Genomic DNA, 26,106 nt, shown 5'->3' with positions numbered 1-26,106 from the left:
CACATATTCGCGGCTCCGATTACGTGGTGGCACCGATGTGCGGGCGCCCGGCTCCGGGGACTCTGGAACGGTCCGGAGGACGGGCCGGCGGCACTTCCCGTCCCGGACGAGAACCACGGAGAACACGAGTCCCACCGAGGAAAAAGAGGAGAGCACATGAACCGCAAGATCGCGAGAAGGTCCCTTGAGGTCGCCCTGCTCGGCGCCCTCGCCTCCGGCCTGAACACGGTGGCGGCGTCCCCCGCGGCGCACTCGGCCGATGACCGCCGCCCTCCGAGGATCATCAGCATCACGCCTGACGACGGCGGGCTCCGGGTGCGGTGGGGGCCGGACACCTTCTTCTCCGGCAGTGTGCCGGGACAGTCGGTGACCGTGCACTTCGGCGCCTACGCGGAGGGCCACTGGACCGACAACGGAGCCACCACCTCGCACACGATCTCCGCCGCCCGGGTGAAGTCCTACGCGGGACAGGCCCCACGCGTCACCGTCTGCTACCTGTGGCCCGGCGTCTCGCAGTGCGCCGCCAGCGACCCCATCCCCATCCCCTCGGGTCCGGCCCCCTCCTACCCGCCGGGTACCGGCCAGCTCCGCGGAGTCCCCGCTCCGTACGGCCTGAGGGTCACCTACGGGGACTACCGGGCGACGGTCCAGTGGGTGAACGGCAGCTCCCAGTACAACAAGGTGCTGTTCCGGTACGACCCCGGCACCCAGTGGGACCTGTCGGGCAGGGCGACCAGGGCGACCACCGGAACGCTGGTCCCGGGGCGGACCTACGTGTTCAAGGTGAAGGGCTCCTGGTCCGGCGGCATCTCCGGGAGCCGCTACTCGCCCTGGACCGAGCTCAGGTGGACCGCTCCGGCGTATCCGCCGTACTACCCGGGCGGCTCGCAGAAGAAGCCCTACGGTCCCGACACCTGCAAGCAGGGGTTCGTCTGGCGCGAGGCCACTCCCGCCGACCGCGTCTGCGTGACCCCGGCGACCCGGAACCAGACCCGGCTCGACAACGCCCAGGCCGCCGCCAGGCGCGCCGGCGGCGGGCCCTACGGTCCCGACACCTGCAAGCAGGGGTTCGTCTGGCGTGAGACCACTCCCGCCGACCGCGTCTGCGTGACCCCGGCGACCCGGAACCAGGTCCGGGCCGACAACGCCCAGGCCGCCGCGAGGCGTGCCTGACGGCCGGGAGCGTACGGGGGCGGGCCGGGGAGTCGACGGAGCCGATCGGCTCCGTCGACTCCCCGGCCCACTGTTTGCGTGCGGGGGTACGAGGGTCAGCTACAGGGCGAGCCGTTGAGGGTGAACGAGCCGGGGGCGGCGTTGGTGCCGCTGTAGGAGGCGTTGAAACCGATCCCGGCGGACTGCCCGGGGTTCAGGGTGCCGTTGTAGGGGGCGTTGCGGCCGGTCACGACCTGGCCGGACTGTGTCCAGGTGGCGCTCCAGCCCTGGGTGACCTGCTGGTTCCCGGGGAAGGTGAACCTGAGCTCCCAGCCGTTGATCGCCGAGGTGCCGGTGTTGGTGACGGACAGGTTGGCGGTGAAACCGGTGTTCCAGCTGTTGGCGCTGTAGGTCACCCGGCAGGAGGAGGTGCCGGGCGTGGGGGTGGGAGTGGGCGTGGGCGTGGGCGTGGGGGTGGGAGTGGGCGTGGGGGTGGGCGTGGGGGTGGGAGTGGGCGTCGGTGTGGGGGTGGGGGTGGGGGTGGGACCGGAGGTGTCCAGGCCGAAGAACTGGATCGCGGACTCGGCCATCCCGCTCTGCGGCAGGTTGTGCCCGACACCCGGCAGGCTGTAGGACTCGACCTTGACGGTGCCCGTGGAGTCGGCGTAGCGGCTGCGGTTCCAGCCCGCCCGGGGGGTGTCGGTGGAGGTCGGCGTCTGGCTCAGGCCGTGGACGTTGGTCCACTGCTTGACCGCCTCACCCAGGTTCGGATAGCGCAGGGTGGAGTCCTCGGTGCCGTGCCACAGCTGGACGCGGGGCCGGGCGCCGGTGTATCCGGGGTAGGCGGCCCGCACTAGGTTGCCCCACTCCTGGGGGGTTTTCACGATCATGCCGTTGGCGCACTCGCTGTTCCACCCCGAGGAGCTCGCGAAGCAGCCGAAGGGCACGCCCATGAAGGCCGCTCCGGCCTTGAACACGTCCGGGTACAGGCCCAGCATGACCTCGGTCATCATCGCGCCGGAGGAGGCGCCGGTCACGTAGACCCGCGAGGGGTCCGCGTTGTGGCGCTGCTGGACGTAGGTCACCATCGACATGAGCCCGACCGGGTCGCTCCCGCCGCCGCGCCTGAGCGCCTCGGGGGAGGAGACGTCGAAACAGTTCCCGCTGCGGGTGGCCGACGGGTAGATCACGATGAACCCGTACCGGTCGGCCAGCGAGGCGAACTGGGTGCCGGAGTGGAAGGCCGGGCCAGAACCGGTGCAGTAGTGCACCGCCAGCAGGATGGGGGGCCGGGGCGCCACCCGATCCGGGACGTAGAGGTGCATCCGCAGGTTGCTGGGGTTCGTCCCGAAGCCGGTGACCTCCACCAGGGAGGCGGAGGACGCCGAGGTCGTCAGCGCCAGGCCGAGCAGGAGGGGAAGGACCGCGCACACCGCGCGCAGGGCCGTTCTCATTCGACCGCTCCCCGGTCCCGGTCGGGCCCGGCGTGGAACATCGCTGTCGGACACCGTCGATCTCCTCTCGGCCACGGCCGATCGCCGGGGCCCCCCGACCGTCGTGGCCCCGGCGTTCGACGCCTCACACCTGTCGCCGAAAGTTAAAGTTGTTCGCCGAAATTTTCAATCATCGGCGTGCGGGTACGAGCGCGGCTCCGGTTCCTGCTTCCTCCCCGTGCCGTTTCCTCGCAGGTGAAGGACGCGTCCGATGCCGGAACCGGCGGGGACATCCCCGCACGGTCTGATGAAAGTTTCCAGGCCCGGCCGGCGGCCGTCTCCGTCGAGCCGGGCCGGGCCGCCGAGGGGGTCAGCGGTCGCTCCACCTGATCTCGTAGGGCCGGAGGGTGAACTCCCTGCCGTCCACGGTCGTGGTGGTCTCCGCCTTGGTGGTGTTGACCATCAGCAGCTTCTTCGGCTGGGCCAGCACCCGGATCCCGGGGGCGGAGGAGGTGACCTTCTCCAGCTCGGCTCCGGCCGGGAACCAGGTGGTGAAGTCGCTCACCAGCTTGCCGGTGGGGAGCATGGCGCCGGTCTTCGGATCCCACATGCACCCCTGGCAGCCCTTCACGGACTGCGGGTTCCAGTACAGCGCCGTGGCGGCGCCGCTCTCGGCGAACTCGATCATCGAGGCGGCCTGGACGGCGAGTCGCAGCGGCTCGGGCCAGGTGGTCTTGTCCTCGGGGACGAAGTACCACTCCGCCCACCAGACCGGCATGTCACCGGTCCTTTCCCGCAGCCAGGTGGTGACCGCGCCGAACTTGCCCAGCGCTCCGAACGCGTCCGGCAGCATCTCGTGCGCGTCGGTCAGCGAGGCGCCGTCGACCACGACGAAGTCGGCGCCCTTCTTGTTCTCGAACCAGTACTCGAAGGCGTCCAGGGCGTTCTGGTTGACGACCCCCCACGGCCCGCGCAGCTCGGACTTGCCGGTCCTGTTGCTGTCGAAGCCGAGGTAGGGCCCACCGACCTGGGCGTCGGGCCGGGCCGCCTTCACCGCGTCGTAGACCTTGTTGTAGAGCGTGGTGTAGCCCTTGAAGTCCGCGGGCTTGGAGTGGTCCTTCCAGAAGCCCTTGAACTCGTTCCAGACCATGAAGTACTTGACGTCGCGGTACTTGGTGGCGACGGCCGCCGACAGCTTGGCGAAGTCGTCGAAGTGCTTGGGGTAGGGGGCGTCCTCGAGGTGCTCGTCCCAGCCCGCGTCCGAGGTCGGGCCCTCGGGTCCGCCCTTCATCCAGTCGGGGGCGCAGCAGAGCGTGATGACCTGCGTGCCGCCGGACTTCCTCATGAGGTTCGTCCGGCTGTCGAGGTCCTCCCAGTAGAACTCCTGCGGGCGAGGCTGGGGGTTGAGCGCCCCGAACCCCATGATGTGCTGGTTCTGCAGCATCGGGGTCTGCGCGAGTGCCCCGGCCACGACCTGCTCGAACTCCTCGGTGACGTTGTTGGCGCTCACCCCCGTGTGGGTGAACCCCCAGCGGGGCCACGCGGGGTCGACCGGCGGCGCCTTCTGGATCGTGGTGGCCGGCGCCGCCGGTGAGGCGGCGGCCGACTGCCGTACGGCGGGAACCGCCTGGCCGGCGGTGTCGCCGGAGGCACAGCTCGCCGCGACGAGCGCCAGCGCGACGACCCCCGCCGCCGAGGCGATCGCCCGGACGGGACGCCGCCATGTGGATCCCCCGCTACCTGATGACACCTGATCCCCACCCGATCTTCAGCATTCGCTTTGCACCGAGCGTTCCACAGGCGATGTAAGAGCGTCGTACAGGAACGCGGCTCACCGGCAAGTGTCCCAGCCGACCTGCGAAAACGTTCCCCGGGGTCCCGGCGTCGGCGGGCGGTGCGCCGCCGTCGCCGGAGATCCGGCCCGCACCGTCCCCTTCACGTGGTCTGTCCGGCTTCATGGTGTCCCGGTCGACCGAGGTGGGTGGATTTGGGTGGATTTAGGGGACATTGTGTGACCTTCGCCACCCTTACGACACATGTGGATTTGTACGCATAACAACGGCGGCTGACTGCCTAGGGTCTGCGGTGTCCAGAAAAACGGTCTGCGGTGTCAGGGAAAACGGCACGGCAAAAACAGCGAAAACAAGGCGGAGGCCCTCATGAATGCTCGTGAACAGCTCGGCAACGGACGTATCTCCTGGAAGCTCGCGATGAGCCGCGCGGCGGTGGGCGCGGCGACCGTGGCCCTGGCCGCCGGTGCGCTGGCGGTGCCCGCCGAGGCGGCGGCCGCGCCCGCCGCCTCGATCACCGCCGCCGCGAACGGCCAGGTGTCCCAGACCGTCCAGACCGCCCAGACCGCCCAGGCCAGGAAGTACTACTTCGCCGCCGGGCTCCTGGGCAGGAACGAGGTCCCCGAGCCGGGTAAGAAGGTCAACGACCGGGACGGCGTGGCGATCGCGAAGTTCCGCATCCACGGGAACCGCTTCTACTACTTCGTCCAGTGGAAGCGGACCGCCAAGCCCAGCGCCTTCCACATCCACAAGGGCAAGGCGGGCAAGAACGGCCCCGTCGTCATCGACCTGCTGTCCAACGGCAAGATCCGCGGCAACACGAGCTTCGGCTCCGTCGTCGTCAAGGACTCCAGCCTGCTGCGGGGCATCAAGAGCAACCCGAGGAACTGGTACGCCAACCTGCACACCAAGCAGTTCCCCGACGGCGCGGTCCGCGGCCAGCTCACCAAGGGCGGCCGCTGGTAACTCGCCGGCGTCCGGGGGCCGGCGAGCGGACGGCGCGGCGGCGTCATCGGACCGCGTACGAGTCAGGCCGTGAGGGCGGGAACGCGCCGCGGCCGGCTCGGCGGGCTCGCGAAGTCCAGCGGTGAAAACGACATATCGACTCTGGCGCGGTGGAACGGCGCCTGAAGCTCCTGGGCGTGCCGGGCGTGATCGGAACGATCACCCCGGCTACCAGGAGCTTTTCTGTTTCATGAGGCGAATGCCGATCTCTCGACCACGCGGGGACCGGTTGATCCCCACCTGGGGAAAGCGAGATGCACGCCCCAGCGTCCTCTGTGGGCGAACGAGCCTGTCGCCCCCGCTGTCCTCTGTGAGCCCCGGCCGTCGCCGTCAGGGTGGGGAGGCCTTCACGGACGTCGGTGAGGCTGTCGTCATGGGTCCGGCGACGGCTCGCGGAGGAGGGCGGCCTGTTCGCGGGCGACTTCGCGCATCCGGCCGAACAGGTCGAGCACCATGGCGATCTGGTCGTCGTCGTATTCGGCGAGGGCCTGGGCCCAGGCCTCCGACATGCCCTCGAACAGCGGCCGGATCTCCGCCTGCCGTTCGGGGACCGGCCGGACGAGCACGCGGCGGCGATCCTGCCGGTCGTGCTCGCGGCGGACCCAGCCGTCCCGCTCCAGCCGGTCGATCATCCGGGTGACGGCGCCGGTGGTCAGGCCGGTCTGGGCGGCGATGTCCCCGGCGGTCGCCTGCTCGATCGCGGTCAGCGCGGTCAGGCTCTTGAAATCGCCCAGGCTGAGCCCCAGGCGGTCGGCCACCGCCTGCTGGAACAGGATCCCGGCGGCGATCGTCTGGGTGAGCTCGGCTTGCAGGTGCGCCAACAGGGCCTGACGGGCGGCCGGCTCGGCACTTGACATGCGTCTACCTTACATGCTCATACTCTGCGCGTGACATTATCTGCACCGAGCAGATAATGAGAGAGGCAGATAAATGGACGCTCGTAGGTGGCCCCTGTGGTGCGGAATCGCCGGAACCTCGCTGTTCACGCTGATCTGGCTGGTCGAAGGGGTGATCCGGCCGGGTTACGACCCGGTACGCAGCTGGATCAGCGAACTCGCCCTGTCCGGTCGCGGCTGGATCCAGATCGCCGGCTTCCTGATCGGCGGCGCCCTGATCGCCGTCTTCGGGCGCGGCCTGCGCGCCGTCTTCACCGGCGGCCCCGCGGCGACCTGGGGTCCGCGGGTCGTGACCACCGCCGGCGTCGCCCTGCTCGCCGCCGGCCTCTTCGTGATCGACCCGGGGACCTACCGCCCTCCCGGCACCGTGGCCGGGACGACCTGGCACGGCATCCTGCACGACATCGCCGGACCGGTCATGTTCCTCTCCGTCGCGGCGACGGCCGTCATCTACTCGCGTCGCTTCGCCCGGTGGTACGGGCTGGCCACCGGCGGCCTGATGATCGCCCTCTGGCTCGCGGCGGGCGTGCTGAACGGCCTGGACCACGCCGGCGTCTGGTCACCCGCCCCCGCCGGACTGTTCCAGCGACTGTCCGTCCTGACCGGCTTCGCCTATCTGGCCTACCTGGCTTGCCGCGCTCTCGCCGCGTCCGCGCCGGCGGCATCCGTCGCGTACCCGGCGAAGGGCGGCGAGACGGCGGAGGACGGACGACGGCCGGCGAGGCGACGGGCGGCGAGGCGACGGGCGGGGCGGTGACCCGATGAGACCCGGCACCCTTCGCCCGCTTCTCGGGGGGACGTCCGGCGAGCACCGTCTCAAATGTAGACGTGCTCCACATCGGCGTCCGGGGCGTGCATCAGGGGGCCGTAGTGCTCGGCGAACAGCTTGGCGACCAGTTCGCCCCGGCTGGTGATGCCGAACTTGGTGAAGATCGCCTTGAGGTGGTGGCGCACCGTGTGGGCGGACAGGTGCAGCTCCGTGGCGATGTCGGCGGTCGACAGCCCGCGCGCGACGCACTGGGTGATCTGCCGCTCGCGCGGGGTCAGGCAGTACGCCTCGACGATGATCGGGGCGATCTGCGCGGAGTTCGCCGGTTCCAGGACCACCGCCACCGGGCCGGGCACGCCGCTGGGGCTGCGCAGGCACGAGGCGTGCACCACGAGCCAGCGTCCCGAACCGCCCCGCAGCCGGGCCGCCGCCGGCCCGGGGTCGCGGCCGGCCGCGACGGACCGGGCGCGGGCCACGACCGACTGCACGGTGGCCATCGGCAGCGGGGTCTGCGGGCGGTCCCACCGCGGCTCGGTGAGCTCGCTCAGCCATCGCTCGGCGTGCGCGTCCAGCGAGATGATCTGCCCGGACTCGTCGAACAGCACGGTGCCTGGCGCCTCGGCGGTGACCGGCGGTGCGTCCTCGGTCGCCGCGATGGCCAGCTCGGCGAGCCCGAGGGCCAGTTCCGGGCCCATCGCGGTGACCTGCCTGACGTCACGCTCGGTGAACGGCCGCCTGCCGGCGTCGCGGAACAGGTCCACCACACCCCAGGTGCGCTCGCCGATCCGGAACGCCGCGCGCAGGTTGTCGCCGTAGCCCTGGGGCTGCATGAACTCGCGGTAGCGCGGGCTGCGCCCGGGGAAGCCGCCGGTGACCAGGCCCAGGGTGCCGCCGCCGCCGGGGCTGCGCGCGACGTCGCGGAACAGCAGGACGTCCTCGGTGCCGTACTCCCGGCGCCAGTATCCCTCGCAGTGATCGGGCTCGATGTTCTCGACCCGCAGCGGCGCGATGGGCAGCATCGTGGCGGGGTCGGTGCCGAACCACGCCGCCGCGTCGAAGGGCATCACCTGGCGCAACCGCTGCGACGCCGCGGCGAACAGCTCACCGCCACGACCTGCCGCGCCGGATTCACGGCGCTCTCCGGGCCGTTCGGTGGACGTCGTCATACATCGATGCTGTCACACGGGAGCGGCGGCGCACCTCCCTCGAATGGGGGACCCCGGCGCGAGCGGACCAGCGCGTTGAGGGATGTGCGGGCTTCACGGCCCTGGACAGACTGATGGACGGCGGCGATTCCTTCGGCCCCAGCGGCTCTCACCCCGGACGTGCCGTGCCGGTATGCCCGTACGACCCGCTCACCCTCCCCCGAGCCCGATCGTCATGTCCGCGGCGCGGGGTTTGTGACCTAAATCACCTCAAAACTGTTTGAAACGGAGAATCTTCACCATGTCCCCCTCATCACCCGTGATGGATCTCGACGAGCTCAGAGACGCTCTCGACGGCGTCCTGGTCCGCCCCTCCTCGCCCGGCTGGGACGCGGCACGGGCCGCCTGGCAGCTGGCCGTCGACCAGCGGCCCGCCGCCGTCGTGCGGGCGGCCTCCGTGCGCGACGTCGTGACCACCGTCGAGGCGGCGGCCAGGCTCGGCCTGCGGGTCGCACCGCAGGCGACCGGGCACAACGCCGCCCCCCTCGGACCGCTCGACAGGACGATCCTGCTGCGTACGTCGGCGATGCGAGGAGTCACGATCGACGCCGAGCGCCAGATCGCCAGGGTCGAGGCCGGCGCCCTGTGGGCGGACGTCACCGCGGCGGCGAGTGCCCACGGCCTGACCGGGCTGGCAGGCTCGGCCCCGGACGTCGGTGTCGTCGGGTACACCCTCGGCGGCGGGCTGTCGTGGTTCGCCCGCCTGCACGGCCTGGCGGCCAACCACGTGCTGTCGGCGGACATCGTCACCGCCGACGGCGAGCTGCGCACGATCGACGCGAGGCGCGACGCCCCCCTGTTCTGGGCCATCCGCGGCGGCGGAGGCAGCTTCGGCGTGGTCACCGCCCTGGAGTTCCGGCTGTTCCCGATCACCCAGGTCCACGCGGGCATGCTGCTGTGGCCGATCGAGCGCGCCGCCGAGGTCCTGGGCGCCTGGTGGGAGTGGACCCGGTCGGCGCCGGAGACGGTGACCTCGCTGGGCAGGTTGCTGAGGCTCCCGCCGATACCGCAGATCCCCGAGCCGCTGCGCGGGCGCTCCTTCGTCGCCGTCGAGGCCGCGTGCCTGCTGGACCCCGCCGCGGCCGACCTCCTGCTCGCCCCGCTGCGCGCGCTCGGCCCCGAGCTGGACACCGTCCGCCCGACCCCGATCACCGAGCTCGGCGCGCTGCACATGGACCCGCAGGAGCCGACCCCGGTCACCGGCGACGGTCTCCAGCTGGCCGGGTTCCCGCCCGCCGCCCTGGAGGCCCTGCTGCGCGTCGCCGGCCCGCGGGCGGACGTCCCGCTGCTCACCATCGAGCTGCGCCATCTCGGCGGGGCGCTGGCCCCCGGGCGGCCGGGAGGCGGCGCGGTCTCCGGCATGGACGCCGAGATCGCCGTGTTCTCCGCCGGGATCACCCCGGACGCGGACGCGGTGGCCGCCGTGCACGCCGCCCTCGACGAGGTGAGTGCCGGCCTCGCCCCCTGGAAGGCGGAAACCGCCTACCGCAACTTCACCGAACGGTCCGGGCCGAGGTTCGACCGCCTCGAGACCCACATCAGGCTGCAGCGGATCAAGGCCGCCTACGACCCCACCGACCTGATCCACGCCAACCACTCCGTCACGCCGGCCGGCTGACCGTGCCCGGGAGGGGCCGGGCCCGTTCGCGCGGCCGTACCCGCCGGGGAGGCGGTCGAGACGCGTGGCGCGCGGACCGTCCCGGGGCCGGGAGGCGCGGTCGTCGTCAACCGGCCGAAACGGGGAAGATTGTATGAGCGCTGTTATATTAGCGCTATGACATCTCTGGATCCCACCGCCTCGCCCGGCCGGTGGGACACGGTCCACGCCCTGCTGGCCGCCCTGGACGCCCAGATCGAGTCGCTGTACACCGAGCGGGGCATCCGGGGGGTCCGTCCCCGGTTCGCCTATCCGCTGATCCGCCTCGCGCACACCGGACCGCTCACGATCCGCGAGCTGGCGGAATCGCTGGGCCGCTCGCACTCCGCGATGAGCCAGACGCTCACCGCGATGCGCCGCGAGGGGCTGGTCGACTCCGAGTCCGGCACCGACGCGCGCACGCGCCGCATCACCCTGACCGACCGCGGCCGCGCGCTCGTCCCCTTCCTCGAAGCCGAGTGGCGCGCGACCGAGGCCGCCGTAGCCGAACTCGACGACGAGATCCCGCACGCGCTCAGCGCCGTCGTCGCCGAGCTGGAACGTGCCCTGGAACGGCGGCCCATGCGGGATCGGATCCTGGCCCACCTCGACGAGCCTCCCGCCACCCAAAAGCCCCCGGCCGCCTCGGCGGGGGAGCCGCACCCGTGACCTGGCGCGAGCGGCTGATCGACGTCCGCCCCCTGCGGAGCAGCCGGCCGTTCCGCGACCTGTGGATCGGCTCCTCCCTCTCCTCGCTCGGCCGGCAGATCGCCGGCGTCGCCGTCCTGCTGCAGGTCTGGGAGCTCACGCGCAGCCCGCTCTGGACCGGCGCCATCGGCCTCGCGACGGCCGTACCCCTTCTCGTCCTCGGCCTGGTCGGCGGATCGCTCGCCGACGCCGTCGACCGCAGGACCCTGGTCCGTGCCACCACCGCGGGCCAGGTCCTGCTGGCCGCGGGCCTCGTGGCGCAGGCCGCCGCGGGCAACCGGTCGGTCCTGCTGCTGCTCGTCCTGGTCGCCGCCCAGTCCGGCTGCGCGGCGCTCGGAGCCCCGGCGAAGCGCACCTTCCCCGTCCGGCTGCTCCCCGCCGACCAGGTCGCCGCCGGGCTCGCCCTGCAGAACGTCGCCTTCCAGGCCTCCATGCTCCTCGGGCCCGCCCTCGCCGGTCTCGTGCTCGCGCGGTGGCACTATCCCGCCGCGTACGCGATCCAGGCCCTCGCCGCCGTCGCGTCGCTGGTCGCGGTGGTCCGGCTGCCTCCGATGGCCGTGCTGCGCGCCGGCGACGACCGGCCGTCCGGGTACGGCGGGCGCCGGGAGCGCCGGGAGCGCCGGGAGCGCCGGGAGCACGGCCCGGCCCGGGGAGGCTGGGGGATCATCCTCCGGCGCCCCACCCTGTGGGGCTCCCTCGCCACCGACCTCGCCGCCACCCTCCTGGCCATGCCCATCGCGCTCTTCCCCCTGATCAACGAGATCCGCTTCGAGGGCGCGCCCCAGACCCTGGGACTCTTCCTGTCCGCGATCGCGGTCGGCGGGCTGGGGGCGGGCCTCCTCTCCGGGACCGTGACCCGGCTCCGTCGCGGCGGCCTCGTCCAGCTCCTCGCGGCCACGGTCTGGGGCCTGGCCCTCGCCGGCTTCGGCCTGGCCGGACCCCTCTGGCTCGCCCTCGGCTGCCTGGTTCTCGCCGGTGCGGCCGACACCGTCTCCGTGGTCACCCGGGGCGCGCTGGTCCAGCTCGAGACCCCCGACCAATACCGCGGGCGGGTCTCCTCGGTCGAGCACGTCATCGGCGTCGCCGGCCCCGAGATCGGCAACTTCCGCGGGGGACTTCTCGCCTCCCTGACGTCCGCGCCCGTGGCGCTCGTCGTGGGGGGCCTGGGAGCCGCGCTGGCCGTCGTCACCGTCGGCCTGGTCAACCGCCCCCTGCGCGACTACCGCGTCCCGCCCGCGCCCGAGGGCCCGCCGCCTCCCGAGGCCACGACCCCCGTACCGACGACCCCCGTACAGACGGAGGGCGCGAGCGAACCGCGCTGACCGCGGATCGGCCGCCGGACGCGGCCGGCCGCCGGAGGCGCCGGACGATCTCGCGGACCGTCAGCGGCCCAGCTGGAAGGCCGACATCGGGATGTGCAGCCAGGTCGGCCGGTTGCGGGACTCGTACACCACCTCGTACGCGGCCTTGTCGAGTTCCAGGGCGCGCAGCAGGACGGCGTCCTCGGCGCGGAGGTGGCCGCCTCCGGCGGAGTAGCCCGCCAGGAAGGAGGAGCGGTTGAGCTCGGCCCACTCCACCGCGCGGGGGCGGAGCTCGTCGGCGTTGGAGTGGTCGGCCAGCAGGTGGCGGGCGGCGTAGTCGAAGGAGCGGAGCATCCCGGCCACGTCCCGCAGCGGGGAGGACAGGGCGCGGCGCTCGGCGATGGGCTGGCCGGGCTCGCCCTCGAAGTCGAGGATGATCCAGTCGCTGGTGGTGCGCATCACCTGGCCGAGGTGGTAGTCGCCGTGGACGCGCTGGACGGGCATCTCCCCGGCCACGTCGGAGACCCGCTGGTACGCCTCTTCGGCGACGTGGGCGTGCTCGCCGAGAGCGGGCACCTCGTCCACCGCGACGCCCAGGCGGCGGCGGAACTCCTCGACCATCCGCTTGACCTCCTGCGACTCGATCACATCGGTCGGGAAGGCGGCGGCCATCTCCTGGTGGACCGTGGCGGTGGTGACGCCGAGGCGGTAGGCCTCGGAGCTGAAGTCGCCGCCCGCGTCCGAGGCCGACGGCTCGAGGGAGCCGTACAGGTCGCGGACGCTGGCCAGGGCGAGGGCCCAGCCGTCGTTGGCGTTCGACAGGAACTCCTGGGTCATCGCCAGCGTGGTGGTCTCGCCGTCGAGGTCGGTCTCGATCCAGCCGTACGGCTGGGCGATGTGCGTGCCGTCGCGGCGGGCCAGCGCGGTGACGATCTCCAGCTCGGGGTTCACCCCGGCGGTCAGGCGGCGGAACAGCTTGCAGATGTAGGTGTCGCCGTACACCAGAGAGGTGTTGGACTGCTCGGCGCCGAGGACCAGGCTGCGTTTGGAGGTGTCGATCTCCACCCCGTCGAGGTGGCGGAAGCGGAGCGCGCCCAGGTCGCGGCCGGAGGCCATGCCCTCGAGCAGGGTGCCGGTGAGGTCGGCGTCGTAGGCGGCGTCGTAGTAGCCGCCGCCGATGTGGGCCGGCTTGAAGCGGGCCCACTCCGGCGCCTCGCTGCCGAGCAGCAGCTGGTAGCGGTCGCGGGCCCCCGACTGGTGAACGGAGATGATCAGGTGGCGCAGGCGTGGTGACAGCTCCACGTCCGAGTCGACGACGAGGTCGTCGATCGGGCGCCCCTTACCGGCGAACCATCGTTGCTGGGTGATCCAACCGGTAAGGAGCTCCGTCAACACGGCTTTACGCCTCCTGGGATGCGGGTGGCAGGGTGAACCAGTAGAACCCATGCCCAGGAAGAGTCAAAAGATACGGAAGCTCGCCAATCGCTGGGAAAGGAACCCCGCCCATCGTCTCCACGGGGACCGATCCCTCGAAGCGGCGGAGGTCGAGCTCCACCGGCTGCGGGAACCGGGACAGGTTGTTGACGCACAGCATCCGGTCGTCGCCGAGCTCGCGCACGAAGGCGAGGACGCTCGGGTTGGACGAGTTCAGCTCGGTGAACTCGCCCAGGCCGAAGACCGGGTGCCGCTTGCGGATGTCGATCATCCGCTTGGTCCAGTGCAGCAGCGAGCCCGCGCTGCGCTGCTGCGCCTCGACGTTGAGCGCCTGGTAGCCGTAGATCGGGTCCATGATGACCGGGAGGTACAGGCGGCCCGGGTCGCAGTCGGAGAATCCCGCGTTGCGGTCGGGGCTCCACTGCATGGGGGTACGGACACCGTCGCGGTCGCCCAGCCAGATGTTGTCCCCCATCCCGATCTCATCGCCGTAGTACAGCACGGGAGATCCAGGAAGGGAGAGCAGCAACGCCGTGAACAGCTCAATCTGGTTGCGATCGTTCTCCAGCAGCGGGGCGAGCCGCCGCCGGATGCCGACGTTGGCGCGCATCCGGGGGTCCTTGGCGTACTCCGAGTACATGTAGTCGCGCTCGTCGTCCGTGACCATCTCGAGCGTGAGCTCGTCGTGGTTGCGCAGGAAGATGCCCCACTGGCAGTTCTCCGGGATCTTCGGCGTCTGGGCCATGATCTCGGAGATGGGGTAGCGCGACTCCCGCCTGACCGCCATGAAGATGCGCGGCATCAGCGGGAAGTGGAACGCCATGTGGCACTCGTCGCCCCCGGTGGCGGGGTCGCCGAAGTACTCGACCACGTCGGCGGGCCACTGGTTGGCCTCGGCCAGCAGCACCCGGTCGGGGTAGAGGCGGTCGACCTCCGCCCTGACCCGCTTCAGGTACTCGTGGGTGCGGGGCAGGTTCTCGCAGTTGGTGCCGTCCTGCTCGAAGAGGTACGGGATGGCGTCCATCCGGAAGCCGTCGATGCCCAGGTCCAGCCAGAAGCGCAGCACCTCCAGCATCGCGTCCTGCACGTCCGGGTTCTCGTAGTTGAGGTCCGGCTGGTGCGAGAAGAAGCGGTGCCAGTAGTACTGGCCCCGGACCGGGTCGTGGGACCAGTTGGACGTCTCGGTGTCGATGAAGATGACCCGGGCGTCCTTGTAGAGCTCGTCGTGGTCGTTCCAGACGTAGAAGTCGCCGAACGGCCCCTCGGGGTCGTGGCGGGAGGCCTGGAACCACGGGTGCTGGTCGCTGGTGTGGTTCATCACCAGGTCGGCGATGACCCGCATGCCGCGCTTGTGCGCCTCGTCGACCAGTTTCACGAAGTCTCCGAGGTCGCCGAAATCAGGAAGGATCTTCATGAAGTCGGCGATGTCGTACCCGCCGTCGCGCAGCGGCGACTCGTACAGCGGCAGCAGCCAGAGGCAGTCGACACCGAGCCACTGGAGATAGTCCAGTTTCTGGATGAGACCACGGATGTCTCCGGTGCCGTCGCCGTTGGAATCGGCGAAGCCCCGGATGAGAACCTCGTAGAAGACAGCGCGCTTGAACCAGTACGGGTCGCGCGGCTTTTCCTCGTCGAAGGTGTTAGGAATTGGCTCAGGTAGCTGACTCACCAGTGACTCCCCGCTGTTCTGCCGGTATAGGCGTACCCGGCCGGCTCACCGCTGGTTCGCCGCCGCGGCACGCAGAGTGAAGACGTGCGCTGGGTGGATGTGGGGATCGAGACGCACGTAGTTGTCCTGCCGCCAGCGATACGACTCGCCCGACAGTTCGTCGTCCACGACGAACTCGGCTTGCCAGTCGAGCCCGAGGGCGGGCATGTCCAGCGACACCGTCGCCTCGTGGGTGTTGTGCGGATCCAGGTTCACGACGACGAGGACAACGTCGCCCAGGCCGTGCCGTCGTGTGGCCGTGTCGTAGGCGCCGGGCAACCGCTTGGAGAAGCAGATCACATCCGGGTTGTTGACGCTGTGAAACCGTAGATTACGCAGTTCCTGGAGTGCCGGGTGTGCTCTTCGGAACAAATTGAGTTGTGTGATGAACGGGGCGAGGCTACGGCCTTCTCGCTCGGCCTCTACCCAATCGCGGGGTTTGTACTGATATTTCTCGCTATCAAGGTATTCTTCGCTACCCGGTCTAACCGGTACATTCTCCGCAAGTTCATATCCGGCGTACACGCCCCACGTCGGCATCGCCGTGGCTGCGAGTACTGCTCTGATATAAAATGCCGGGACTCCCCCGTGTTGAAGGTATTCGTGGAGAATGTCCGGAGTATTGACGAACACGTTGGGTCGCATGTAGTGCGACGTCTCGTGGGAGAGCTCGCTCAGGTAGTCCTCGACGTCCGAGCGCGAGTTCTTCCACGTGTAGTACGTGTACGACTGGTGGAAACCCACCTTGGCCAGCGTCCGCATCATCGCGGGGCGGGTGAAGGCCTCCGCCAGGAACAATACGTCAGGGTCGGTGGTGTGGACGTCGGCCAGCAGCTTCTCCCAGAAGGCCACCGGCTTGGTGTGCGGGTTGTCCACCCGGAAGATCCGCACGCCGTGGTCCATCCAGAGCCGCACGACCCGCCTGATCTCCTCGTAGATCCCCTTGGGATCCCTGTCGAAGTTCAGCGGGTAGATGTCCTGGTACTTCTTCGGCGGGTTCTCCGCGTACGCGATCGAGCCGTCGGCGCGGATGTTGAACCACTCCGGGTGCTCCTTGACCCACGGGTGGTCGGGCGCGCACTGCAGGGCGAGGTCGATGGCGACCTCCATGCCCAGCTCGCGGGTCTTGGCCACGAAGGCGTCGAAGTCCTCGAACGTGCCCAGGTCGGGGTGGATGGCGTCGTGGCCGCCCTCCTCGGAGCCGATCGCCCAGGGTGAGCCGGGGTCGTACGGCTCGGGCGTCAGGGTGTTGTTGCGGCCCTTGCGGAAGCTGTGCCCGATCGGGTGGATCGGCGGCAGGTAGACGACGTCGAAGCCCATCTTCGCCACGGCCGGCAGCCGCTTGGCGGCGGTCTGGAAGGTCCCGGACTTGGGGGCGACGCCCTGCTCGATGATCGCGCCCTCGGAGCGCGGGAAGAACTCGTACCACGACCCGAACAGCGCCCTGCGGCGGTGCACCAGGACCGTGCGCGGGGCCGATCTCGTCACCAGGTCGCGCAGCGGGTGGGCGCGCAGCATCGCCGCCGTCTCCGGCATCTGGGCCACGGCGAACCGGGCGCGCGGGTCGATCTCGGTGTCGCGCAGCCTCGCCGCGACGGCCTGGAGCGCGGCCCGGTGCCCGCAGACGTGCTGCTGCGTCACCTTGGCGCTCCTGGCCGTCCTCGCCGCCGGGGTCCTGCCGCCCGCCGGCCTGCCGGTCGCCACCGGGCCGGTGGCGGGGACGGCCGCCGGCCCGCACTCGGCGGCCCGCACCGCCCTCGCCGCGCGGTCGAAGAGACGGGCGCCCTCCTCGCACATCAGGTCGGCGTCCAGGTCACGCGGGATCTTGATGCCCGCGTCGTGCAACCAGGTGGCCATGGGATCACTCCACGCCTCCACCCGGAAACGCCACTCACCCTCGGTGGGCAGCGTCACCTCCACGCCCCACCGGTCGGTGCCGGGGGCGAGCTCGCGCATGGGCAGCAGGGGACCGCGCACGCCGCCGGGGCCGGTGAACACGGCCCCGGCCGCGACCGCGTCGTGTCCCTCGCGGAACACGGTCGCGGAGATCTCGAAGGTCTCACCCGCGGCGGCCTTGGCGGGGCGGCGCCCGCAGTCGACCGTGGGGTGGATGTCCTGGATTGGGATTCGTCCGATCATCGCGTCTCAAGGTAGCGGCGGCACGCCCGGTACCGCCGGGGAAGTCAGCAAGGAAGGATCTTCGTTTTTTCAAGCATCCCCGGGCGGCCGGTCTCGGGGCAAGCGGGAGCATGCCCTGATGGGACGGCCGGTTCCCGAGGGCGGCATGTTCTGGCTCGTATGTCCGGTGCCCCAATAGTCCAGCTTCATGCGTCCCTCTGGATAGAGTGCGGCACCTCTTACTCTTCCGCGAGTCGCCCTAACAGTCGATCACCTGCCTTTGATGTGTTTGGGGTGGATTGATAGCGGTGAGAGGGAGACGCGTGAGTGTTGGGGTCGCCCTCGTGGCGCTGAGTAACTAGGGTCTGGCACCGTGAGAGCAATCCGCAGGTTTACCGTCCGCACCGTCCTGCCGCCGGAGCTGGCCTCCCTCGGCGAGCTCGTCCTCAATTTGCGCTGGTCGTGGCACCCGGAGACATTGGATCTGTTCGGCGAGGTCGATCCGGCCATCTGGGGGCGTGTCGGGTACGACCCCGTCGCCCTGCTGGGCGCCGTGCAGGCCGACCGGCTCCGCGAGCTGGCCGCCGACCGCCGCTTCCTGAGGCGACTGGCCGACGCCGCCGACGATCTTCGCGAGTACATGACCGCCCCCCGGTGGTACCAGACCATGTCCGACGCCCCCAAGGCCATCGCCTACTTCTCCCCCGAGTACGGCATCGCCGCCGCCCTGCCGCAGTACTCGGGCGGGCTCGGCATCCTCGCCGGTGACCACCTCAAGGCCGCGAGCGACCTCGGCGTGCCCATCCTGGCCGTCGGCCTGCTGTACCGGCACGGCTACTTCACCCAGTCCCTGTCGCCCGAGGGCTGGCAGCTGGAGCACTACCCCTCCCTCGACCCCGGCGGCCTGCCGCTCACCCTCCTGCGGGAGGAGGACGGCACCCCGGTACGCATCAAGATCAGCCTTCCCGAGCACCGCACGCTGCACGCCCAGGTCTGGGTGCTCCAGGTCGGCAGGGTGCCGCTGCTGCTGCTCGACTCCGACGTGGCCGAGAACGACACCGCCGCCCGCGACGTCACCGACCGCCTGTACGGCGGCGGCGGCGACCACCGGCTGCTCCAGGAGCTGCTGCTCGGCGTCGGCGGCGTCCGCGCCATCCGCGCCTACTGCCGGGTCACCGGGCACGCCGAGCCCGAGGTGTTCCACACCAACGAGGGCCACGCCGGCTTCCTCGGCCTGGAGCGCATCCGCGAGCTCACCGAGGCCAGGCTCTCCTTCGACGAGGCCCTGGAGGCGGTGCGGGCCGGGACCGTCTTCACCACGCACACCCCCGTGCCCGCCGGGATCGACCGCTTCCCCGCGGAGATGATCGGCCGCCAGTTCGGCGGCGAGAACGCGTGGCCCACGGTCCCCGTCGACCGCATCCTCGCGCTGGGCGCCGAGGAGGAGCCGGGCAAGTTCAACATGGCCGCGATGGGCATGCGGCTGGCCCAGCGGGTCAACGGCGTCTCGGAGCTGCACGGCGCCGTGAGCCGGGAGATGTTCCAGAGCCTGTGGCCGGGCTTCGACACCGAAGAGGTCCCGATCGGGTTCATCACCAACGGCGTGCACGCCCCCACCTGGGTCGGCCGGGAGATCATGGAGCTGGCCGGCAGGGAGCTGCCCACCCTGGTCGACCGCGCCCAGGGCTGGGAGAGCATCGGCAAGATCTCCGACGGAGACGTCTGGGGCATCAGGGGCCGGCTGCGCGAGAAGCTGGTCGTCGCGGCCCGTGCGCGGCTCCGCCAGTCGTGGATCAACCGGGGCGCCTCGCAGGCCGAGCTCGGCTGGATCGACGACGCCCTCGACCCCGAGGTGCTCACCATCGGCTTCGCCCGCCGGGTGCCCTCCTACAAGCGGCTCACCCTGATGCTGTCCGACCCCGACCGGCTCCGCGCGCTGCTGCTCGACCCCGCCAGGCCGGTGCAGATCGTGATCGCGGGCAAGGCCCACCCGGCCGACGAGGGCGGCAAGAAGCTCATCCAGCAGATCGTGAAGTTCGCCGACTCCGAGGACGTGCGGCACCGCATCGTCTTCCTGCCCGACTACGACATGGCCCTGGGCCAGCTGCTCGTCCAAGGCTGCGACGTGTGGATGAACAACCCGCTGCGCCCGCTGGAGGCGTGCGGCACGTCCGGGATGAAGGCCGCGCTCAACGGCGGGCTCAACCTGTCCATCCGGGACGGCTGGTGGGACGAGTGGTACGACGGCACCAACGGCTGGGCCATCCCCACCGCCGACGGCGTCGCCGACCCCGACCGCCGCGACGAGCTCGAGGCCGCCGCCCTGTACGACCTGATCGAGCACGAGGTGGCCGACCGGTTCTACGACCGGGCCGACGGGCTGCCCCGGCGCTGGCTGGAGATGGTCAGGCACACCCTGACCTCGCTCGGCCCCAAGGTGCTCGCCGGGCGGATGCTCCGCGACTACGTGGTCGACCTCTACGCCCCGGCCGCCAGGTCCGCCCGCGCCCTCTCCGGGGAGGGGTACGAGCAGGCCAGGAGCTTCGCGGCGTGGAAGCTCAAGGTCGGCAGGGCCTGGCCGGGCGTGCGAGTCGAGCACGTGGAGGCCTCGGGCCTGGGCGACAGCACCCCGGAGCTCGGGACGTCCGTGGAGCTGAAGGCCACCATCGCCCTCGGCGAGCTGGAGCCCGGGGACATCCGGGTCCAGGCGGCCTACGGCCGGGTCGGCGACCACGACGACCTGGCGGCCCCCTCCTACGCCGACCTGACCGTCGAGTCCGAGGGCGACGACGGCAGGGCCGTCTTCGCCGGGACCATCCCCCTCGACCGCACCGGGCCCTTCGGCTACACCGTCCGGGTCGTTCCCGACCACCCGCTGGTGGCGTCGACCTCGGAGCTCGGCCTGGTCGCGGTGCCCGAGGAGCCCGTCGGCATGACCAACGGCACCCTGCGCTGACCACGTGACCGTCCGGCGCGCGCCGGACGGCGGGACCCCCGTGCTCCTCCCGGTTTCCGGCGAGGGGCACGGGGGTCTTCGCGTTCCCGAGGGGTCAACGGGGGTGAGCGGCCGTGCGGGGTCTCGTACCCGGTCTTCGCGCACGACGTTCACGGACGACGTTCACGGACGGCGTCACGACACCGGCGCTTTCCGGAAGTGTCCGCGTGCCGACACGTTGCGTGGTGAGGTGGGTAGGGTTGAGCACTCGATCCCTGGCGCCCGAGAGAGGTTCCCGGCGCCGTGACCCCGGAGCGCGCCCGATCGTACGGCGCCCCGGTGGCGCGTGGCCCGCGGAGGTCGGTGCCGCGGGCCACGCGGAGAGACCCCCGCGGCGAAGGGGCGAGGGGTGAGGGGTCAGGCGTTGGCCTCCAGGGCGGTGCGGACCGCCGACTCCAGGGCGCCCTCGATCCAGGAGTGCTTCAGCGAGGTGTGCTCACCGGCGAAGTGCAGCCGCCCCACGGGGGCGGCGATGGCGGGGTGGATCTCGGTCATCTGGCCCGGGGTGAAGACGGCGGCCTCGCCGAAGGCGTAGCGGTTGCGCAGCCAGCTCTGGGTCCTGCCGTGGCCGGTGTAGAACTCGGAGATGCGCTCCCCGTGCACCTCCTGCAGCCCGCGCAGCGCGTGAGCGTAGCGCTCGGCGTCGTCCATGGAGTCCCAGCGGGAGGCGTCGTCGGCCCACGCGTAGCTGGCCAGCACGACGCCGCCCTCGCTGCCGCGCACCGGATGGGAGGGGAAGTAGACGAACCTGTTGGCGTTGTCGGTGACCGATCCGCCGCCCGTCACGTGGGCCGCGGGCCCCGGGCGGTAGCGGGAGCCGAGCTCGCGCCGCCAGTCCCGCTCGTCGAACTCCCACCAGCGCCTGCGGAACTCCAGCAGCACCTTGGTCGCGGAGTCGTAGTGCAGTTCGATCACCGCGCGCCGCTTCGGGTACGGCAGGGCCGGGGTGATCTCCACGTGGCGCAGCGCGGAGAACGGGATCGTGATGATCGCGAGGTCTCCCTCGAACGTCTCGCCCCTGCCCTGAGGCCTGGAGGCGGACTCGGTGCTGCCCGTCTCGGTGACCGTCTCGACGCGGACGCCCCGCGCGGTGTGCCGGATCCGCACGGCCCGCCGGTCCATCCGGATGTCGCCGCGCAGCCCCGGCGCCAGCCGGTACGGCAGCTCCCGGCTGCCTCCCTCCATCTCCCAGTAGGTCGCCGAAGGATTGACCAGGCTCCGGGTCAGGAAGGTGTGCATGAACGACAGCGGCAGCCGGGAGGTCAGGTTCTCCAGGGTGCCGATGGCGTCGATCGCCGCGTCGCTCAGCCGGGCGTGCTCACGCAGGAAGCGGTTCATGGAGTAGTCGTCGAAGTCGTACAGGACGCGGGCCCAGCCCTCGATCAGCTCCGGCAGCGGCTTGTCGACCCGCGTCGCGCCGCGGACGACGGAGAAGTAGTCCCTGACCGGGTCGAGCGCGTCGTCCAGGATCCTCCCCGCGGTCCTGCCGTCCCGCAGCCCGAACGAGGCGTTGATCTCGCGCGGGTTCCTGGCGTACTCGTCGCGGCGCCGGGTGATGCCGTTGACCCGGATCAGGGTGTGGTTCGCCCGCTCCGGCGCGGTGAACTCCCCCCGGGACGGGCCGGAGCGCCAGACCGGGCCGCGGCGCGGGGTGTAGACGACGGGCGGTGTCGGGCCGCTCGCCGCGTCGCCCGGCCGCACGTCGACGTTGTAGAACAGGCGCCGGGAGATGCCGAGCTTGTCGATCAGGGCCAGGGTGAGCGGGTGGAAGTCGGGGATGCGCATCGCCCCCGCCTCGGCGTACTGCCGCCGGTCGGCGAAACCGGTCTGGAAGGTCTTGATCCGGCCGCCGATCCGGTTGCCGTTGGCCTCGATGACGGTGACCCGGTGCCCGGCCCGCTTCAGCAGCGTCGCGGCCACCAGCCCGGCGATCCCGGCGCCGACGACGAGGATCCTCTTGGGGGAGCGGGTCCTGGGCAGGCCCTTGTCGATCAGCACCTTGAGGTATTCGAGCTTGAGGTCCGAGCCGTCCTCGCCGACGAGCAGCAGATCCCGGGCCACCCGGGTGCAGGTCTCCCAGCGCCCCGCGTCGCGCGGCTCCCGCCCGGTGCGCGCGGGAGCCGGGCCCGTGAGCGAGACCGCCGCCGCGACCGCCGGTTCCACGGCCGAGCCCATCGCTCCCACGGCGCCCAGCCCGGCCAACCTGGCGAACCCTCGCCGGTTCATCCCTGGCACGACATCCTCCCTTTCGTAGTCACTGTAAGTAATTGAATGACTACTATCGGTTCAAGTTCAGGTATGCCAGGGTCTTTGTGGTTGTGACTCCAACCGGTCACGCAGGATCCGTCTTTCGCGGCTTTTGTCGTATGGGGAGTGCGTGCCCCTCCTTGGAGGGAGTGCGGGCCCGTCCGGGAGGGGTGTGCGGTTCCGCCGGTGGGCGGCCTCGGGGGACGGGCGCCGGATCGACTCGGACAAAATCCCTCTTATACGGCAAAGTGCGACAATGTACTTCTTTTACATAGTTCTTTCTTGTTTGTGGCGGGAATGGCTATATAGCCGACATCTCGTACATCCGGGAGAGAACAGTGAACGCATGGACGTTCGAGGGCCAGCCGGGCGCGCTGGGCGACACCACGGTCACGCTGGTCGAGGGCGGTTCCTTCTGCGTGTGCGCCCGTAACGGCGACATCCTTCCCGGCGGGGCGCAGGGTGTTTACCACGCCGACACCAGGATCCTGTCGCGCTGGGAGCTGAGGGTGGACGAGCTGTCCGTGGAGGCGCTCAGGGTGCTTCCGGCCGAGCCCTACCACGCGATGTTTCTCGGCAGGGCAGCCCCCCGCCCCGGGCGGGCCGAGGGCAGCCTGCTCGTGATCAGGGACCGCTACGTCGGGGGCGGCCTGCGCGAGGACCTGACCCTGCGCAACCTGTCCGGGGAGCCCGCGGGATGCGTGGTCGACATCCACGTCGCCTCCGACGTGGCCGACCTGTTCGAGGTGAAGGCCGGCCGGATCCGGCACGTGACCGACGTGGAGATGACGGCCGACAGGACGGGACTGCTGATCTTCTCCACCTGCCGCTCGCGCGGCACCAGGGTGGTGGCCGAGCCGTCGCCGTTCGCCGTGCCCGGGGTGCTCATCTTCCGCGTCGTCGTGCCCGCGCGGGGTGAGTGGAGCGCCAGCCTGCAGGTCAACCCGATCCTGGAGGGCGAGGAGTCGCCCGCGTGGTTCTCCACCCACCGTCCGCTGGAGCACGCGGAGCCCGCCAGGCGGCGCGCCGACTGGGAGCGTCTCAGCCCGATCATCGTCACCTCCGACCGCGTCCTGACCAAGGTCCTGGAGCGTTCCAAGGCGGATCTCGGCGCGCTGCGGCTCTTCGAGCCCGGCAAGCCGGACGAGGCGCCGACGATCGCCGCGGGCGCGCCGTGGTTCATGACCCTGTTCGGCCGCGACTCGCTGCTGACCTCGTGGATGGCGCTCTCGATGGACCAGTGCCTGGCCCTGGGCACCCTGAGGCGCCTGGCCGGGTTGCAGGGCACCGCCGACGACCCGCTGACCGAGGAGGAGCCGGGCAAGATCCTGCACGAGCTCCGGTTCGGCACGCAGACCGGCGCCTCGCCGCACGCGGGCCGGGCCTACTACGGCTCGGTGGACTCGACCCCGCTGTTCGTGATGGTCATGGGCGAGCTGCGCAGGTGGGGCATGTACGAGGACGCCGTCGAGGAGCTCATGCCGCACGTCGACGCGGCCCTCGACTGGATCCGCAAATCCTCCGACCCGTTCCTGTCCTACCGGCGCAAGACCGACCACGGGCTGATCAACCAGGGGTGGAAGGACTCCTTCGACGGCGTCAACTTCGCCGACGGCACCATCGCCGCCCCTCCCATCGCCCTGGCCGAGGTCCAGGGCTACGTCTACGCCGCCTACATCGCCCGCGCCCACTTCGCCCACGAGGTGGGCGACAACGCCCTGGAGGGGCAGTGGACGGCCCGCGCGGAACGCGTCAGGGACGCCTTCAACGAGCGCTTCTGGCTGCCGGACCGGGGCTACTACGCCATCGGCCTCGACGGCGCGGGGCGCGCCATCGACAGCCTCGCCTCCAACATGGGCCACTGCCTGTGGACCGGCATCCTCGACGAGGACCGGGCACCCCAGGTCGCCGAGCGGCTGCTCTCGCCGGAGATGTTCACCGGGTACGGGGTGCGGACCCTCGCCACCACCATGGGCGCCTACAACCCGATGAGCTACCACAACGGCTCGGTCTGGCCGCACGACAACGCCCTGATCGCGGCCGGGCTGATGCGCTACGGCTTCACGGGCGAGGCCCAGCGGATCGCCTTCGGCCTGCTGGACGCGGCCGAGGTCTTCGGCTGGCGGCTGCCCGAGCTGTTCTGCGGGTTCGACCGGGCCGAGTTCACCTGGCCGGTTCCGTACCCCACCTCCTGCTCCCCGCAGGCGTGGGCCGCGGCGAGCCCCATCCAGCTGATCAGGAGCCTGCTGCGCTTCGAGCCGTGGATCCCGTACGGGCGGGTGTGGCTGGATCCCGTCGGCCTGAAGGGCCTGCGGATCCAGGGACTGCCGCTCGCGGGCTCCCGGGTCACGATCGAGGTCGGCCCGGACGGTGCCGCCGTGGCCGGGCTGCCCGAGGGGATCACCCTGATCAACGAGCCGCGCAGCCCGCTCACCGCCGCCCTGCGGCAGGTCCACTGATCGTTTCTCTCGCGTCCTTCCCGGGCCGCGCCTTTTTCCGATTCCGCGTTCTTCCAGGTTCCGGTCTTCTTCGGTTCCGTGTCTTTTCTGTGAGGTGGCCATGGTTTCTTCGAGAGATGTTCCGGAATGGTCGGAGGGCATGCGCATTCTGATGGTCGCGCCGCCCTGGTACGACGTGCCGCCCCTGGGCTACGGGGGCATCGAGTCGATGGTGGCCGGGCTCGTCGCCGGGCTGACCCGGCGCGGGCACGACATCACGCTGATCGGGGCCGGCCGGGCGGGGACCTCCGCGCGCTTCCTGAGCACCTACGGGCGGGCGCCCTCCGAGCGGATCGGCGAGCCGCTGCCCGAGGTCCTGCACGCCGCCAAGGCGTACGCGATGACCTCGAAGCTCGTGGTGGACGTGATCCACGACCACACCCTGGCCGGCCCGCTGACCGCGCCCGCGCAGACCGTCCCGACGGTGATCACCTGTCACGGGGAGGTGGGGGGCGAGTTCGGCGAGTACTACCGGGTGCTCGGCACCGCCGTGTCGATGGTCGCCATCTCCGAGGCCCAGCGGCGCATCGCCCCCGACCTGAACTGGGCGGGGGTGGTCCACAACGCGGTCGACGTCACGGCCTTCCCCTTCAGGGAGCACAAGGAGGACTGGGCGCTGTGGCTGGGCCGGTTCAACGAGGACAAGGGCGCTCACCTGGCCATCGACGCCGCCCGCGCCGCGGGACGGCGCATCCTGCTCGCCGGCAAGCTCACCGAGAAGATCGAGTACGACTACTTCGACGAGTACGTCAGGCCCCGGCTCGGCGCCGACGCCGAGTACGTCGGCGAGGCCGACACCACGCGCAAACACGAGCTGCTGGCGGCGGCCAGGTGCCTGATCTTCCCGATCGTCTGGGAGGAGCCGTTCGGCATGGTCATGATCGAGGCCATGGCCTGCGGCACGCCCGTGGTCGCCCTCTGCAGGGGGGCCGTGCCCGAGGTGGTCGTGGACGGGGTCACCGGATTCATCCGGAGCGACCCCTCGGAGCTCCCCGCCGCGATCGAGGCGGCGGGCACGCTCGACCCGCGTGCCTGCCGTTCCCGCGTGGAGCGCTTCTTCGGCGTGGAGGTGATGGCCCGCGCGTACGAGGCGATCTACCGCAGGACGATCGCCGGGCTGCCGAGGCGGGCGAGGGAGGACTCGGACAGGAACGCCGGGGAGAGCAGGGACCTGGCCATGCCCGTCAACTGAGACGCGCCCTAAGGTGGTT

At 70.8% G+C, this 26,106-nt stretch carries 17 protein-coding genes; 9 read left to right on the top strand and 8 right to left on the bottom strand.

Annotated elements, in window-relative coordinates:
* The first annotated feature begins 156 nt into the window (after nt 1-156).
* On the top strand, nt 157-1,173 hold the full coding sequence (locus tag ACTOQ1_RS20205; RefSeq protein ID WP_440069220.1) for a hypothetical protein: 1,017 nt from the start codon (nt 157-159) through the stop codon (nt 1,171-1,173).
* A gap of 95 nt (nt 1,174-1,268) precedes the next feature.
* Here the strand turns inward: ACTOQ1_RS20205 and ACTOQ1_RS20200 are convergent, their stop codons facing one another.
* Entirely contained in the window at nt 1,269-2,606 is a 1,338-nt protein-coding gene (locus tag ACTOQ1_RS20200) for an extracellular catalytic domain type 1 short-chain-length polyhydroxyalkanoate depolymerase (protein WP_440069218.1), read from the bottom strand.
* Between the two features lie 349 nt (nt 2,607-2,955).
* Nucleotides 2,956-4,335, bottom strand: a complete 1,380-nt coding sequence (locus ACTOQ1_RS20195; protein WP_440069216.1) for a xylan 1,4-beta-xylosidase — start codon at nt 4,333-4,335, stop codon at nt 2,956-2,958.
* A gap of 409 nt (nt 4,336-4,744) precedes the next feature.
* Between ACTOQ1_RS20195 and ACTOQ1_RS20190 the strand changes: the two genes are divergently transcribed.
* A complete protein-coding gene (locus ACTOQ1_RS20190) occupies nt 4,745-5,341 on the top strand; it encodes a CHRD domain-containing protein (RefSeq protein WP_440069214.1) in 597 nt (198 codons plus the stop codon).
* Nucleotides 5,342-5,751: 410 nt separating this feature from the next.
* Here ACTOQ1_RS20190 and ACTOQ1_RS20185 read toward each other — a convergent pair whose 3' ends face one another.
* A complete protein-coding gene (locus ACTOQ1_RS20185; RefSeq protein WP_440069213.1) occupies nt 5,752-6,237 on the bottom strand; it encodes a MarR family winged helix-turn-helix transcriptional regulator in 486 nt (161 codons plus the stop codon).
* Between the two features lie 73 nt (nt 6,238-6,310).
* Between ACTOQ1_RS20185 and ACTOQ1_RS20180 the strand changes: the two genes are divergently transcribed.
* Nucleotides 6,311-7,033 carry a DUF998 domain-containing protein gene (locus ACTOQ1_RS20180; protein WP_440069211.1) on the top strand — a complete coding sequence of 241 codons (723 nt, stop codon included), beginning with the start codon at nt 6,311-6,313 and terminating at the stop codon, nt 7,031-7,033.
* Between the two features lie 59 nt (nt 7,034-7,092).
* On the opposite strand, the gene ACTOQ1_RS20175 is transcribed toward ACTOQ1_RS20180, so the two are convergent.
* Complete coding sequence (locus ACTOQ1_RS20175; protein WP_440069209.1) at nt 7,093-8,211, bottom strand: helix-turn-helix transcriptional regulator; 1,119 nt, start codon at nt 8,209-8,211, stop codon at nt 7,093-7,095.
* 280 nt (nt 8,212-8,491) lie between these two features.
* Here ACTOQ1_RS20175 and ACTOQ1_RS20170 point away from each other — a divergent pair, with 280 nt between their 5' ends.
* From ACTOQ1_RS20170 to ACTOQ1_RS20160, 3 genes are all read left to right on the top strand, one after another.
* A complete protein-coding gene (locus tag ACTOQ1_RS20170; RefSeq protein ID WP_440069207.1) occupies nt 8,492-9,868 on the top strand; it encodes an FAD-binding protein in 1,377 nt (458 codons plus the stop codon).
* Nucleotides 9,869-10,024: 156 nt separating this feature from the next.
* On the top strand, nt 10,025-10,555 hold the full coding sequence (locus ACTOQ1_RS20165; protein WP_440069205.1) for a MarR family winged helix-turn-helix transcriptional regulator: 531 nt from the start codon (nt 10,025-10,027) through the stop codon (nt 10,553-10,555).
* Nucleotides 10,552-11,916 (top strand): MFS transporter, encoded by a 1,365-nt coding sequence (locus tag ACTOQ1_RS20160; RefSeq protein WP_440069203.1) that lies wholly within the window; start codon nt 10,552-10,554, stop codon nt 11,914-11,916. The genes ACTOQ1_RS20165 and ACTOQ1_RS20160 overlap by 4 nt, the downstream gene beginning before the upstream one ends.
* A gap of 60 nt (nt 11,917-11,976) precedes the next feature.
* Here ACTOQ1_RS20160 and ACTOQ1_RS20155 read toward each other — a convergent pair whose 3' ends face one another.
* The 3 genes from ACTOQ1_RS20155 to ACTOQ1_RS20145 are packed head-to-tail and all read right to left on the bottom strand — an operon-like array spanning nt 11,977 to nt 17,176.
* Nucleotides 11,977-13,290: a maltokinase N-terminal cap-like domain-containing protein gene (locus ACTOQ1_RS20155; protein WP_440069202.1), complete on the bottom strand. Its 1,314-nt coding sequence runs from the start codon at nt 13,288-13,290 to the stop codon at nt 11,977-11,979.
* 4 nt (nt 13,291-13,294) lie between these two features.
* Nucleotides 13,295-14,998 carry a maltose alpha-D-glucosyltransferase gene (gene treS / locus ACTOQ1_RS20150; RefSeq protein WP_440069201.1) on the bottom strand — a complete coding sequence of 568 codons (1,704 nt, stop codon included), beginning with the start codon at nt 14,996-14,998 and terminating at the stop codon, nt 13,295-13,297.
* A gap of 45 nt (nt 14,999-15,043) precedes the next feature.
* Nucleotides 15,044-17,176 (bottom strand): alpha-1,4-glucan--maltose-1-phosphate maltosyltransferase, encoded by a 2,133-nt coding sequence (locus ACTOQ1_RS20145; protein WP_440069199.1) that lies wholly within the window; start codon nt 17,174-17,176, stop codon nt 15,044-15,046.
* Between the two features lie 352 nt (nt 17,177-17,528).
* Between ACTOQ1_RS20145 and glgP the strand changes: the two genes are divergently transcribed.
* Nucleotides 17,529-20,111, top strand: coding sequence for an alpha-glucan family phosphorylase (gene glgP, locus ACTOQ1_RS20140; RefSeq protein WP_440069197.1), 2,583 nt, complete (start codon nt 17,529-17,531; stop codon nt 20,109-20,111).
* A 396-nt stretch (nt 20,112-20,507) separates the two neighbouring features.
* Here glgP and ACTOQ1_RS20135 read toward each other — a convergent pair whose 3' ends face one another.
* Nucleotides 20,508-22,376 (bottom strand): FAD-dependent oxidoreductase, encoded by a 1,869-nt coding sequence (locus ACTOQ1_RS20135; RefSeq protein ID WP_440069350.1) that lies wholly within the window; start codon nt 22,374-22,376, stop codon nt 20,508-20,510.
* 359 nt (nt 22,377-22,735) lie between these two features.
* Between ACTOQ1_RS20135 and ACTOQ1_RS20130 the strand changes: the two genes are divergently transcribed.
* Both ACTOQ1_RS20130 and ACTOQ1_RS20125 read left to right on the top strand, forming a co-directional pair.
* Nucleotides 22,736-24,856 carry an amylo-alpha-1,6-glucosidase gene (locus ACTOQ1_RS20130; RefSeq protein WP_440069195.1) on the top strand — a complete coding sequence of 707 codons (2,121 nt, stop codon included), beginning with the start codon at nt 22,736-22,738 and terminating at the stop codon, nt 24,854-24,856.
* A 139-nt stretch (nt 24,857-24,995) separates the two neighbouring features.
* Entirely contained in the window at nt 24,996-26,087 is a 1,092-nt protein-coding gene (locus ACTOQ1_RS20125) for a glycosyltransferase family 4 protein (RefSeq protein ID WP_440069193.1), read from the top strand.
* Nucleotides 26,088-26,106 lie beyond the last annotated feature (19 nt).

Origin of the sequence: Streptosporangium sp. OZ121, from assembly GCF_051918885.1 — a bacterium.
Taxonomy (GTDB): domain Bacteria; phylum Actinomycetota; class Actinomycetes; order Streptosporangiales; family Streptosporangiaceae; genus Streptosporangium.
Note: the sequence above shows the minus strand (reverse complement) of the source record. Positions and strands in the feature narration are given on the sequence as shown.